Genomic DNA, 13,293 nt, shown 5'->3' on the forward strand with positions numbered 1-13,293 from the left:
GGCACCGGCCGCGTGGCAGCTACCGGGTACTGGTACCAAACCTACTTTTTCAGTAGTGGTCGGCCAAACCAATAGTTGAGCCCATCAGACTTCTACAACCAGGTACATACCCGTGCAGTAATCTGTATGACAAATGATTAAGCAATAATAATTAGGCGCGAGGGCCCTGGGCAATTACCCTTAATCGGCGCTGCGAAACCGGGGCCCCACGCCGCTGCGGTTATCAGCCACCGGCGGCCAGGCGAAGCGCGTGGCGCGCCGCTCCCGCCCCACGGTACGGCGCAAGCAGCCCCGGAATGCGCAGGGCCGGCCACTCCGCGGAGTGGCCGGCCCTGGCGCCGCAATCAACCAACGTGTGGGGCCCCGCTACTATCGCACCACCACATCGGGCGTAGCGGCGCGGCTGAGGGTGCGGAAAGCGTAGGCACTGTCGCTCTGCACATTGCGCAGCTCCTCGTCGGAGAGTTGGCGCACTTTGGTTTGGTAGTCCTGGTAGTAGGCCACGAACACGGCCAGCTCCAGGGCCCTATTTTCGAAGGGCACCATGTTCTCGATGACCTGCGTGAAGAGGTGGGGGCTGTGGGTAGTGATGAAAAATTGGTTGCCGCTGCCGGCCACGACGCGGCGCACCAGCTCGGTGGCGTAGTCGGGATAGAGGTGGGTTTCGGGCTCTTCGAGTAGTAGCACGGCCTTGCGGTTCGATTCGAGCACGGCCAGCAGGAAGCCATAGTGGCGCAGCGCGTCGCCGGTGCCCTGGTAGGGGTACACGTAGCTCAGGCCGTCGAGCTCCTTGGAAATTTCCAGCCGGCCCGCGTCCACGCGCACGCGCAGCGACAGGCCCTGGGCGGCAAACAGGCCCATGAATTCGCGGCGCAGCTCGGCGTTGGTTTCCAGCACCCGCACCAGGTTGTCGCCGTGGGGCGGAAACAGGGCCGCGCCCGGCCGGGCCACGGCCAGCTTGGCCTCGCTGCGGAAGCGGTAAGGCTTCACGGCCTGCGGGTACCAGGGCGAGCCCGACGACAGGTAGCGGGCCTCGGCGGGGGCGGCCAGGCCGGGACGGCCGCGCTTGTCGAGTTCGGTGTAGTAGTAGCCTCCTGGCGTGGGCGGGGCCCCGGTGCGCAGCAGGTAGGGCCCCAGGCGGTCGAGCAGGGCCCCGTCGTCGCCGGCCCGTGAGAGGTAGCCGCCGGCCAGGGGCGTGCCCATCTGGGTGCGCAGCTCGCGGTAAGCCTCCTGGCTAAAGCTGGCGTAGCGGTAGCCGGGGCCCTGGCTGTGCTTGCCCAGCAGGCACAGGTCGCGGTCGGTTTCGATTTTGATGGGGCTGGCCGTCAGGTTGTCGTGGAACAGCTGGCGGGGCTTGTCGTAGCGTATGAAGCTGCCCACGAACTTGTTCTGCTGCTCGTAGGGCACGCTGCCCAGCAAGCTCATGGCTTCCAGCACCGTCGATTTGCCAGCGTTGGGCTGCCCGATGATAATATTCACCCGCCGCGGGTGCAGCAGCGCACTACGAATTGACTTAAAGTTCTGAATGTGTAGCGTGTTGATGGCGGTGTCCATGCAAGGGCAGGCGGTGACGTGAGCAGCAGGCAAGCCGAGCAGCCCCTTACGCTAAAAACAGGTTGGCAGACTTCATAGCTAGCCGACAAACATACAACCCGAACAATGAAATAAATGAATTTTTAAGCCTTGTTTTTTTCGCCGCAGTATCCTAATGTTCAAATACTTGCAGGCAATAGTATTCCCCCGCGAGGGGACTTAAAACCTTCCAATTTATCCCTAAAAAATGCTCAAAAAAAAGCCCCGGCCGAAACGGCCGGGGCTTGCTACTGGGGGCCCAGGGCCCTATTCTTGCCCGATGGGGTAGAAGGACTTGCGGCCGTCGGGGTACACGCCTTCAACCAGGGCGCCCGAGTTGTCGCGGGCTTGGTCGAGGTAAGCTTGCACGTCGGCGGGCTTGCGCACCAGGTTCTTGTCGATGCGGGTGATGATGAAGCCATCGGCCATCCCGGTCTCGCGGAAGTTGCTGCCCTTAATGCCCGTGATGACGGCCCCGCCCTTGATGTCGAGCTTGTTCTGGAGCTGCGTGGGCACCACCGAGAGGGTCGCGCCTTCGTACTTCACAGAAGCGGCCACGGCGGCTTCGCGCACCACGGCCGTGGTGCCGGTGGCGTTGCGCAGGGTGGCCGTCACGGTGGTGGGCGCGGTGCCGCGCAGGTAGGTCACCTTAATCTGGTCGCCGGGGCGGAAGCGCGCCACTTGCTCTTGCAACTGCGACGACGTGTTGACGGCCAAGCCGTTGATGTCGGTGATGATGTCGCCTTCCTTGAGGCCAGCGGCGGCCGCGGCGCTGTTGGGCGTGAGGCCGGCCACGTACAGGCCGTTCAAGTTGGTCAGTTTTTTCTCCGAGGCCAGGGTAGCGTCTACTTCGCGCATTTGCACGCCGAGCAGGGCCCGCTGCACCACTTTGTACTTCAGCAGGTCGTCGACCACCTTGCTCACCAGCGCGCTGGGGATGGCGAAGGAGTAGCCCTCGTAGCTGCCCGTGTGCGAGGCAATGGCCGAGTTGATGCCCACCAAGTCGCCGCTCAGGTTCACCAGGGCCCCGCCCGAGTTACCGGGGTTCACCACAGCGTCGGTTTGGATGAACGACTCGATGCCCATGCCGTCTTCGCGGCGCAGGATGTTAATGTTGCGGCCCTTGGCGGAGATGATGCCGGCCGTTACGGTCGAATTCAGGCTGAACGGGTTGCCCACGGCCAGCACCCACTGGCCCACCTTCACGTCGTCGGAGTTGCCGTACTTCACGAAGGGGAGGTTGTCGGCTTTCACCTTCAGCACGGCCAGGTCGGTGTTGGGGTCGGCGCCCACCAGCTCCGCCTCGTAGCGGCGCTTGTCGTCCATCACCACCGTGATTTTCGAGGCCTTGTCAATCACGTGATTGTTGGTCACGATGTAACCATTGGCTGCAATAATGACGCCCGAGCCCGAGCCTTCGCCGCCACCGCGCGGCTCACGGCCTTCACCCTGCCCCTCGCCCCCGTCGCCAAAGAACTGGCGCAGGAAGGGGTCCATCTGCATCCGGCGGCGCTGCTGGTCTTGCGGCGCAGCGGCATACTCGGTCATCACGTGCACCACGGCGGGCGTCACGGCGGCCGCGGCGGCCACAAAGTTCAGGCCCTCGGGGGCGGCGTAGGTGCTGCTGCGCATGGCCGACGTGTAGCGCACGTTCGGGTCAGCCGCCACCACGGTTTGCGAGGTGCGGGGCGCGGGTTCCAAAAGCTTGTACCCGCCCACGGCCACGCCCCCGCCCAGTATGGCGGAACCGAACAGGCCGAGCATCATTTGTTTTGCTTGCATGGTTGGTAAAGAGGAAGTTATTTGAATGAAAACGAAACCGGCCGGCCAATGTTCACCGCCCACCGGGCCCCCCACAACGCACAAGGGAGTCAAATTCGTGCGGCAGGGTTGCCTGCTTAGTAAAGCAAGTTGGTGTCCCAATGGTTCGGCCCCGCGGGGGCCAGTTCCGGCCCACCAAACTACAATACTTGGGCCAATAAAAAAAGCACCCCGGTAGGGTGCCTTTTTTGCCGGTGCGCCGGGCGCGGGGCCCCGGCGGGCGGTAAATTCGTCAGGCCGCGGCCGGGCCCAAGCTAGTGCTGGGTAGGCAGTTGCTGACGGCCGGCCACGCCCCGACCCGCCCCAAAGGTGTAGCGCACGTCGAGGCCCAGCAATGGGGTACGCACGTTGAGGTTGCCGCCGGCCGTTTGCTTGCCCATGCTGTCGTACTGGGGCAGCGTAACCAAGTAGTCGGCGCCGTAGGCGAACCAGGGCGTAAGGTCGAAACTGGGCCCCGTGCGCACCCCCACTTCGGCCCTCAGGGCGGTGGTTTGGATAAACCGCTCGCTGGGGTCAGCGGCTTCTTTTTGCAGGCGCAGGTGGGTGGCGGCCTCGAAGCTGAGGCGCGGGCGCAGGGCCAGGCCAGTGGTTGCGTCGGCCCCGCCGAGGGGAATAATTTTTTCCAGGTCGAGCCGCAGCCGCACCCAGTTCTGGTCGTAATCACGCGAGGAGATGCCGGTGTAAAAGCGCCGCTCCACGCTCAGGCGCTGCCCGAAGGTGAGGGGCCCCAGGGCCGCGCGGTGGCGCAGCAGCACCTCGGGTACCAGTGCTGAGCTGCCGCCGCCGTAGCGCAGCACGCGGCCGCCCCAGCTCCACTTAGGGCCCCAGAAGTGCTCGTAGGACACGGCGGCGAAGGATTGGTTCAGGGAATTTTGGTTGGTGAACTGGGACGTGCCCACGTTCAGCAGCACGTAATCGCCGTTGCGCAGGGCCAGCTCGGCTTGGGCGGTGGGCACCAGCAACAGGGTGTTAGTGGCGCGGGTGGTTTGGGCGCGGGCGGGCAACACGGCCCCTGCCAAGGGTAACATCAGTAAAAATAAGCGACGCATAAAAGAGATAATAATTAGGATAGAATAAGGGCTAAAGCTACTGTCCGGCCAGCGCTTGCAGCTCGCGCACGGCCAGCCAGGCCATCAGGCCGGGGCCCACGGCGAGGGCTTTTTCGTCGATGTCGAAGGTGGGCGTGTGCACCGAAGCGGCAAAACGGCCGTCGGGGGCCCGGGTGCCCAGGCGGTAGAAGCAGGCCGGGGCCGCCTGCGAGAAGTAGGCAAAGTCCTCGGCCGCCATCCACTGGTCGAGTTCTACCACGTTTTCGGGGCCCAGGTATTCCTCGGCGGCGGCGCGGGTGCGGGCCGTGAGGGCGGGCTCGTTCTCCAGGTACGGATAGCCGCGGCGGATTTCTAGCTCGCACACCGCGCCCATGCTGGCGGCCAGGCCCTCGCAGAGCTGGCGCAGGTGCTGGTGGGCCTCGTTGCGCCACTCCTCGTTCAGGGTGCGGAAAGTGCCTTCGATGTATACCTCGTTGGGGATGACGTTGGTGGCGCCGTTGGCAATGACCTTCCCAAAGGAAAGCACCGAGGGCAACTTGGGGTTGGCGCGGCGGCTCACGATTTGCTGCGCCGCCACGATGATGTGCGCCGCCACCAGCACGGGGTCGAGGTTTTGCTCGGGCATGGCCCCGTGGCCACCTTTGCCTTTAATGGTCAAATACAGCTCGTCGGTGCTGGCCATGTAGCGGCCGGGGCGCAGCCCAATTTTGCCGGCCGGCAGCTGCGGAAACACGTGCTGGCCGAGCACGCTGCCAGGCGCGGGGTTTTCGAGTACGCCCTCGGCAATCATCAACGAGGCGCCGCCCGGCAGGCGCTCCTCGCCGGGCTGAAACAGCAGCTTCACGGTGCCCGGCAACTGGCCCGCGTCCTTCAGCGCCACAAAGATGCGCGCCGCGCCCAGCAGCGAGGCCGTGTGCACGTCGTGCCCGCAGGCGTGCATCACGCCGGCGTTCTGCGACTTATAATCAACGTCGTTCAGCTCGTGGATGGGCAGCGCATCCATGTCGGCGCGCAGGGCCACAGTGGGGGCCCCGGCGGGGCCCTCCACCAGGGCCACCAGGCCGGTGCCGGCCACGGGCTGCGGGTCGAGGCCCAGCTTGCGCAGCTCGGCGGCCACGTAGGCGGCGGTTGCGGTTTCCTCGAACGAAAGTTCGGGGTGGGCGTGCAGGTGCCGGCGCACGGCCACGGTATCGGCGGCGTGGGCGGCGGCGAGGCGCTGAATAGTCTGAACCACGGATTTATCGGATTGGTCGGATTGCACGGATTTTGGAAACGATTTAAGGACGATACTCTTCAGGCACTAACCAGTGCATTGAAAAGCGGCCATCATGAAAATGTACAAAAGTTATTCGGCACAACGGCTACGTGAACGAATACCTCTGGCTTAATCGTCCCCAAAATCCGATCAATCCGGGTAATCCGATAAATCTGTGGTTCAGACAATCACTGGTTCTTGTTCAATACCACCTGCGTGGCCTCCACTTCGGCGCGTTGGGTAAGGCCGCGCAGGCGAGATTTAGCGCGGGCCACCTCCAGCCGGGTTAGGTAGTCGCCCACGTAGAGGCGGTACACGGGGGCCTTAAAGGTGAGGTAGTCCGTCTCGTCGGGGTAGCGCCCGATGACGGCCCGCCGAATGGCCATGGCCTGGTCGCGCTCCAGGCCCAGGTACACCAGCAGGCGGTAGCCCTGGGCATACTTCACGTTCTGGTTGGTGAAGGCCTGGTCGCGCAGGCGCTGCTCCACTTGGGCATTCACGTGGTTGGTGGGCAGCGGGGCAGGACGGGCCGGCGCAGGCTTGGCGCCGGGGGCCCCGGCGGGCGGCGGCGCCGGCACGGGCAAGCGGTAGGCGCGCAGGTCGTCGGCCGGCATTGCGGCTTTGGCCGAGGGCACGGTGTCAGCGGTTACCACGGCCCGGGGGGCCCCGGGCGACGCGCTGGCGCACGCTACTAGCCAGAGCAGAATTGGAACAGCCACCACGTTAACGAGTCGAACTTTCATCATCCACGAGCAAAGTCAAGCTGTTTGAGGCCCCCAGACGGTCGGCGCCGGCGGCCACCAGCGCCAGCGCCGCCGCCCGCGTGCGCACGCCGCCCGAGGCCTTGATGCGGACGCCGGCTGGCAGCACCCGGCGCAACAATTCCACGTCGGCCACCGACGCGCCCCGGCTAGCGAAGCCCGTCGAAGTTTTCACAAAGTCGGCTTCGGCGGCGGCGCATAGGCCCGCGGCCACCGTTATTTCATCGTCGTCGAGCAGCGCCGTTTCGATGATGACCTTCAGCAGGGCCCCGTGCACGTGGGCCAGGTCGGCCAAGTCCTCGATTTCGGCTTGCACGGCGGCCATTTCGCCCGATTTCAGCGCCGATATGTTCATGACCATGTCCAGCTCGTCAGCCCCGTCGGCCAGGGCCACTTCTGCCTCATTGAACTTAACCAGGCGCGTCGAATACCCCAGCGGGAAGCCGATGACCGTGCACACGGCCACGCCGCTCCCTTCCAGCAGCCCGGCAGCCAGAGCCACGTAGCAGGGCGGCACGCAGGCGCTGGCGAAGCCGTGGTCGCGGGCCTCTTGGCACAGCTGCCGGATTTCGGCCGCCGTGCAATCGGGCCGCAGCAGGGTGTGGTCGAGGTAAGGAGCAAGGTTCATGGGGCAAAGGTACGGGGCGGGCCGCCGCCTGAAGGGCCAAATAAAAACCCGTTGGCGCAGGGCCAACGGGTTTATCAGCGTCGCTTTGTCGCTACAGGAGTTAGTCTACCAGCACGCAGCGCTGCTCCAGCACGTCTTGCTCCACGGTTTTATATTTCACGTCGCGCAGCACGCGGCCGTCCATGTACTGCACGCTCACCTTGTCGTTGCGGTTGGCTATTTTTTGGCTGCGGGCCGGGGCCTGCTTCTCCACCACGGCGGGGGCGTCGGGGCCCATGTCCTCGGGGCCCGCACCGAGCGAGTCGAGCATCGACTCTTTCTGCTCGGTGAGCTTGGGCTGGGGCAACTCGTCTTCGTAGTAGAACTCGGCGTCGTGGTTGGTACCCACGGCTTCCTCCTGCACCGGCACGTCGGCGTGGAACAGGAAAGTGGACGTCTCTTCGTTCACCTTACCAATCATGCGCTTAAACAGCTCGAACGACTCGAACTTGTACACCAGCAGCGGGTCCTTCTGCTCGTACACGGCGTTCTGCACCACTTGCTTCAGGTCGTCCATCTGGCGCAGGTGCTGCGTCCAAGCCGTGTCGATGGTGCCGAGCACGGCCACTTTTTCCATGCCGCGCAGGATGTCGTGGCCGCCCGTGGCCTGAGCCCGGCGCAGGTTGGCCAGCGCCGTGATGTGCTTGCGCCCGTCGGTGAAGGGCACGGCGATGTTCTCGTAGGCGTTGGGCTGGCTGAGCAGCTCGTTCACCATCGGCAGGGCGTTGGCGGCGATGTGCTCGTTCTTGCTTTCGAAATAGGCCAGGGCCTCGTCGTACAGCTTCTGGGTAAGCTGCGGTGCTTGCAGGGCCCCGAGCTGGCCGGCGGTAATCTCAGTGTCGTAGCCGAACGTCTTGATGATGGACAGCTTGAAGTCCTCGTAGTCGCCGGTTTGCTTGTGGCCGGTGGCCAGGTCCTCGGCCACGTCGTAAATCATGTTCAGGATGTCGACCTCCATCCGGTCGCCGTGCAAGGCGTTGCGGCGGCGCTTGTACACCACTTCGCGTTGGGCGTTCATCACGTCGTCGTACTCCAGCAGGCGCTTGCGGGTGCCGAAGTTGTTCTCCTCCACCTTCTTCTGGGCGCGCTCGATGCTGTTGGTAATCATCGAGTGCTGAATTACTTCGCCCTCTTCCATGCCCATTTTATCCATGAGCTTGGCGATGCGGTCGGAGCCAAACAGGCGCATGAGGTTGTCCTCCAAGCTCACGAAGAACTGCGAGGTACCCGGGTCGCCCTGGCGGCCGGCGCGGCCCCGCAGCTGGCGGTCGACGCGGCGGCTTTCGTGGCGCTCGGTGCCGATGATGGCCAGGCCCCCGGCGGCTTTTGAGGTTTCGCGCAGCTTGATGTCGGTGCCGCGGCCGGCCATGTTGGTGGCGATGGTCACGGTGCCGGGGAAGCCTGCGCCGGCTACGATCTCGGCCTCGCGCTGGTTCTGCTTGGCGTTCAGCACCTGGTGCTGGATGCCACGCAGCTTCAGCATGCGGCTCACCAACTCACTGATTTCCACCGATGTGGTACCTACTAGTACCGGGCGGCCGGCTTCCACCAGCTTCTGGATTTCCAGGGCCACGGCGTTGTACTTCTCGCGCACCGTTTTGTACACTTGGTCGTGGGCGTCCTGGCGGGAGATGACGCGGTTGGTGGGAATCACCACCACGTCGAGCTTGTAGATTTCCCAGAACTCGCCGGCCTCGGTTTCGGCCGTGCCGGTCATGCCGCACAGCTTGTGGTACATGCGGAAGTAGTTCTGCAACGTCACCGTGGCGTAGGTCTGGGTGGCGTCTTCCACGCGCACGTTTTCCTTGGCCTCAATGGCCTGGTGCAGGCCGTCGGAGTAGCGGCGGCCCTCCATCACGCGGCCGGTTTGCTCGTCCACAATTTTCACCTTGCCGTCGTCGGTGAGGATGTACTGGTCGTCCTTCTCGAACAGCGTGTAGGCCTTCAGCAACTGGTTGACCGTGTGGACGCGCTCCGATTTCTCGTTGTAGTCCTGCATCAGCTGGTCTTTGCGCTGGAGCTTTTCCTCGGCGCTGAGGCCGGGGGTCTTCTCGATGGCAGCAATTTCCATCCCGATGTCGGGCATAATGAACAGGTGTGGGTCTTCGCCCTGGGCCGTAATCAGGTCGATGCCCTTTTCGGTCAGCTCAATCTGGTTATTTTTTTCGTCGATGGTGAAGAACAGCGGCTCGTCGGCCTTGGGCATCTGGCGCGAGTTGTCCTGCAAGTAGAAGTTTTCCGTCTTCAGCAGCACGGCGCGGTTGCCAGTTTCCGAGAGGTACTTGATGAGCGGCTTGCTCTTGGGCAAGCCCCGGGCGGCGCGCAGCAGCAACAGGCCGCCGATGCCGTTTTTATCACCTTCCTCCGCGCCATCCTTGCCTTCGGCAATGAGCTTACGGGCCTGCACCAAGTAGTTCTGCACCAGCTTCTTCTGCTCGTCCACCAGGCGCTGGATGCGCGGCTTGAGCTGGTAAAACTCGTGCACGTCGCCGCGCGGCACGGGGCCTGAAATGATGAGCGGCGTGCGCGCGTCGTCAATCAGCACCGAGTCCACTTCGTCGACCATGGCGAAGTGGTGCTTGCGCTGCACCAGCTCCTCGGGGTCGCGGGCCATGTTGTCGCGCAGGTAGTCGAAGCCAAACTCGTTGTTGGTGCCGTAGGTGATGTCGGCGGCGTAGGCGGCGCGGCGGGCGTCGGTGTTGGGCTGGTGCTTGTCGATGCAGTCCACGGTGAGGCCGTGAAACTCGAACAACGGCGCGTTCCACTCCGAGTCGCGCTTGGCCAGGTAGTCGTTGACCGTCACCAGGTGCACGCCGCGCTTCGACAGCGCGTTGAGGAACGAGGGGAGCGTCGAAACCAGGGTTTTGCCTTCGCCAGTGGCCATTTCGGCAATTTTGCCCTGGTGCAGCACCACGCCGCCAATGAGCTGCACGTCGTAATGCACCATGTCCCAGGTGATTTCGGCGCCGCCGGCCAGCCATTTGTTGGCCCACACCGCCTGGTTGCCTTCGATGGTGACGTTGCCCTTGCGGGTAGCAATTTCGCGGTCGAAATCGGTGGCAGTTACCACCAACTGGCCGTTTTCCTTGTAGCGGCGGGCCGTTTCTTTCACGATGGCGAAGGCCGACGGCAGCACCTCCAGTAGCACGGCTTCGAGGTCCTTGTTGCGCTGTTTTTCCAGCACGTCAATCTGTTCGAAGCGGGCTTCCTTTTGGGAAACCTCCATTGTGGGCGCGTCGGCCATCTGCTGGTGCAGGGCCCCAATCTGGCCGTCGATGCCGGCCAGGCGCTCGTCGATGCGGTTGCGCACGGCCTGGGTCTGCTCGCGCAGCTGGTCGTCGGTCAGGCCGGCCAGTTTGGCGTATTCGGCGTTAATCAGCGCCACGTAAGGCACAATTTCCTTCAAGTCACGCTCCGATTTGGAGCCGAATAGCTTAGCAACGGTCTTGCCGAAAAAATCTAACATCGGGTAGTTTTTTTAACGAATAAGCGCCGGGGCGCTCCCCAAATTTACGGCTTCTTAGCCAAAACCGTCCCAAACAAAAAGCCCCGCCAGATTGGCGGGGCCTTTTCTCATTGAGGAATTGATTACCAGCGGGCAGGAACCCGCCGGGTAACTGGGGCCCCGGGGCCCAACGCCAGATCAGGCTTTGGGCGCGCGGCTCACCAGCTTATCTACCAAGGCGGTGCTGCCCGAAATGGCGGGGCGGGTGGGTTTGCTGGCTTCCTCCTTCTCGGTCAGGCGCTTGTACAGCGTCAGGGCCTGCGCCACTACCTGGTCCATGTTGTAGTACTTGTAGGTGGCTAGGCGGCCCACAAAGTGCACGTTGGGAGTTTCGTCGGCCAGCTTCTTGTACTTGTTGTACAATTCGGCGTTTTCGGGCTGGGGCACGGGGTAGTAGGGGTCGCCCTCGGCCTGCGGGTACTCGTACACGATGGCCGTTTTGCTGTGCTCTTGGCCGGTGAGGGCCTTGAACTCGGTAATGCGGGTGTAGGCGTGCTCGTTGGGGTAGTTCACCACGGGGGCCACCAAGTGCTTCTCTTTACTCAGCGTTTCGTGCTTGAACTCGAGCGAACGGTAGGGCAATTTACCGAACTGGAAGTTGAAATACTCGTCCACGGGGCCCGTGAAAATCATCTCCTTGAAGGGAATGAAGTCCATGATTTCGTGGTAATCGGTGTTCAGCATCACCTTGATGTTCGGGTGGTCGAGCATCTTCTCGAACATCCGGGTGTAGCCGTGCAGCGGCATGGCCTGAAACGTATCGGTAAAGTAGCGGTCGTCGCGGTTGGTGCGGGTAGGCACGCGGCTGGTCACCGACTTATCAAGCTGCGACGGATCGAGGCCCCACTGCTTGTTGGTGTAGTTCTTAAAAACTTGTTGTACAATTCGCGGCCCACTTTGCTTACCACCACGTCTTCCGACGTTTTGATAACCGGCACATCCTCAGCTACCGACTCGAAGAACTGGTCCAACTCGAAGCTATTCAACTTCAAGCCGTACAGCGAATTGATAGTATCCAGATTAATGGGCATTGGTACAAACTGGCCATCCACCGAGGCGAGCACACGGTGCTCGTAGGGGCGCCAATCGGTAAAGTTGCCCAAGTAGTCGAATACATCCTTTGAGTTGGTGTGGAAAATGTGGGGCCCGTATTTATGGATCAGGATGCCGTCCTCGTTGTAGTGGTCGTAGGCATTGCCCGCGATGTGGTTACGCTTGTCGATGACGAGCACTTTCTTGTTGCTACGGGTGGCCAGCCGCTCGGCCAGCACGCTACCGGCAAATCCGGCCCCTACAATGAGGTAGTCAAACATATGGAGAGTAAAAAAGGAGGAGGATATACTAGGAAACGTGGATTGCAAAGAGGTGCACGGCAGCTTAGGACACTGCCGTGAGAGCGGCGGCGCGGGGCGCGGATGTCTTGGCTGTCAGGCGGTTCTGCATCAAGCCCACCATCTGCTGCCAGGTCTGGTCCCACGAAATGGTCGCTAGGTAAGCATCGATGCGGCGGCGCCAGTCAGCGTCGTCGCGCTGGGTTAAAGCCCGCTCAATGGCTGCGCCAAAGGCTTCAGCGTCAGCGGCAATGTGCACCAAATCGAGGTCGCCGTAAGGCCGTATCACGTCGCGAATGGGCGTGCTTACTACGGGGTTGCCAGCGGCCAAATACTCGGGGGTTTTGGTAGGAGAAATAAACTTAGTGCTTTCGTTATCAGCGAAAAGCAGCGTCGCTACGTCCCAACCTTTTAAGTAGGCCGGGAGTTCCTGGTAATCTTTGCCGCCCAAATAATGAATGTTGATCGGGCGCGGCAAACTGGCAGGATCAATTTTCACCACCGGCCCGATAATGACAAATTGCCACTCCGGGTAGTTGGCGGCCAGCTGGGCCAGCAACTCAATGTCCAGGCGCTCGTCGACCACCCCGAAGAAGCCAATGCGCGGGTGCGCAATGCCGACTTGGTCGGCGGGCTCGGCCATGGGGCCCCGCGCCTGGCCGAAGTGGGCCTTGTCGATGCTGCTGGGGAAGGGGTGCGCGTCGGGGTGCTGCTCGCGCTTGGATTCGTAAATGGTCAGGCCACCCGTGAACACCAAGTCGGCGCGCCCGAAAAGTTCTTGTTCGCGCTGGCGCAACTCGGGCGGCGCAAACTTGAAGGCCGCCAGCTCGTCCATGCAGTCGTATACCGTCAGCACGGGGCGGAAGTGGCGCGACTTGTTCAGCGCCATCGGCGTGTAGTACCAGAAAACGTACCGGCGCACGCCCTGATCGGCGAAGTACTGGCGCAGCAGCTCAAACTGGATTTGGTCGGCTTCGGCCTCCGGCAAACCGGCCGGCAAGTGGGCCACAACGACGCGCAGGCCGTGTTGGCGCTCCTTGATTTCGAGGTGCGGCGTTATTTGGTCGGGGTGGTAAAAGGCATCTTCCACGTAGAACACGCGGCCGTACTGGGCGAAGCGCACGAGCAGGTGCTGGGGGCGCTGCCACACAAAATCCCAGTGCAGGTGCGCAAAACACACGAGGTCGGGCAGGGCGTAGGGGGTTGCAATTGGGGCAGCAGCAGCCTGCGGCAGCGCGTCGGGGCGTGCAGCAGCCTCCGCCAAAGTAGCGTGGGGCATGGGAAACGACAGGAAGAGGATGCGGTGCTGCGTATAATATAATTGCCGATAAC

General features: G+C 62.7%; 10 protein-coding genes. All 10 read right to left on the minus strand.

Features of this window, described 5'->3' with window-relative positions; all coding sequences use genetic code 11:
* Positions 1–369 precede the first annotated feature (369 nt).
* Positions 370–1,554: an AAA family ATPase gene (locus tag AXW84_RS17620; RefSeq protein WP_068236249.1), complete on the minus strand. Its 1,185-nt coding sequence runs from the start codon at positions 1,552–1,554 to the stop codon at positions 370–372.
* Positions 1,555–1,839: 285 nt separating this feature from the next.
* Positions 1,840–3,354, minus strand: coding sequence for a S1C family serine protease (locus tag AXW84_RS17625; RefSeq protein WP_071892249.1), 1,515 nt, complete (start codon positions 3,352–3,354; stop codon positions 1,840–1,842).
* Positions 3,355–3,647: 293 nt separating this feature from the next.
* The gene (locus tag AXW84_RS17630) at positions 3,648–4,421 is read right to left on the minus strand and encodes a hypothetical protein (protein WP_068236251.1); all 774 of its coding nucleotides are present in this window, start codon (positions 4,419–4,421) and stop codon (positions 3,648–3,650) included.
* 58 nt (positions 4,422–4,479) lie between these two features.
* Complete coding sequence (locus AXW84_RS17635; RefSeq protein ID WP_236943159.1) at positions 4,480–5,703, minus strand: M20 metallopeptidase family protein; 1,224 nt, start codon at positions 5,701–5,703, stop codon at positions 4,480–4,482.
* Positions 5,704–5,885: 182 nt separating this feature from the next.
* Positions 5,886–6,443 (minus strand): hypothetical protein, encoded by a 558-nt coding sequence (locus tag AXW84_RS17640; protein WP_157887098.1) that lies wholly within the window; start codon positions 6,441–6,443, stop codon positions 5,886–5,888.
* Positions 6,421–7,086, minus strand: coding sequence for a deoxyribose-phosphate aldolase (deoC, locus tag AXW84_RS17645; protein ID WP_068236257.1), 666 nt, complete (start codon positions 7,084–7,086; stop codon positions 6,421–6,423). The genes AXW84_RS17640 and deoC overlap by 23 nt, the downstream gene beginning before the upstream one ends.
* 100 nt (positions 7,087–7,186) lie before the next feature.
* A complete protein-coding gene (gene secA, locus AXW84_RS17650) occupies positions 7,187–10,591 on the minus strand; it encodes a preprotein translocase subunit SecA (protein ID WP_068236261.1) in 3,405 nt (1,134 codons plus the stop codon).
* A 177-nt stretch (positions 10,592–10,768) separates the two neighbouring features.
* Positions 10,769–11,443, minus strand: coding sequence for a UDP-galactopyranose mutase (locus AXW84_RS26010; RefSeq protein WP_236943160.1), 675 nt, complete (start codon positions 11,441–11,443; stop codon positions 10,769–10,771).
* Positions 11,440–11,943, minus strand: coding sequence for an NAD(P)-binding protein (locus AXW84_RS26015; protein ID WP_236943161.1), 504 nt, complete (start codon positions 11,941–11,943; stop codon positions 11,440–11,442). The genes AXW84_RS26010 and AXW84_RS26015 overlap by 4 nt, the downstream gene beginning before the upstream one ends.
* A 64-nt stretch (positions 11,944–12,007) precedes the next feature.
* A complete protein-coding gene (locus tag AXW84_RS17660) occupies positions 12,008–13,240 on the minus strand; it encodes a glycosyltransferase family 1 protein (RefSeq protein ID WP_082773966.1) in 1,233 nt (410 codons plus the stop codon).
* Positions 13,241–13,293: the final 53 nt, after the last annotated feature.

It is taken from the genome of Hymenobacter sp. PAMC 26628 (assembly GCF_001562275.1).
Taxonomy (GTDB): Bacteria; Bacteroidota; Bacteroidia; order Cytophagales; family Hymenobacteraceae; genus Hymenobacter.

Bases quoted from the DNA above. Each gene is read 5' to 3' on its own strand.
- AXW84_RS17640 (WP_157887098.1), bottom strand. From the start codon at position 6,443: ATGATGAAAGTTCGACTCGTTAACGTGGTGGCTGTTCCAATTCTGCTC.
- AXW84_RS26015 (WP_236943161.1), bottom strand. From the start codon at position 11,943: ATGTTTGACTACCTCATTGTAGGGGCCGGATTTGCCGGTAGCGTGCTG.
- secA (WP_068236261.1), bottom strand. From the start codon at position 10,591: ATGTTAGATTTTTTCGGCAAGACCGTTGCTAAGCTATTCGGCTCCAAA.
- AXW84_RS17630 (WP_068236251.1), bottom strand. From the start codon at position 4,421: ATGTTACCCTTGGCAGGGGCCGTGTTGCCCGCCCGCGCCCAAACCACC.
- AXW84_RS17620 (WP_068236249.1), bottom strand. From the start codon at position 1,554: ATGGACACCGCCATCAACACGCTACACATTCAGAACTTTAAGTCAATT.
- AXW84_RS17660 (WP_082773966.1), bottom strand. From the start codon at position 13,240: ATGCCCCACGCTACTTTGGCGGAGGCTGCTGCACGCCCCGACGCGCTG.
- AXW84_RS17625 (WP_071892249.1), bottom strand. From the start codon at position 3,354: ATGCAAGCAAAACAAATGATGCTCGGCCTGTTCGGTTCCGCCATACTG.
- deoC (WP_068236257.1), bottom strand. From the start codon at position 7,086: ATGAACCTTGCTCCTTACCTCGACCACACCCTGCTGCGGCCCGATTGC.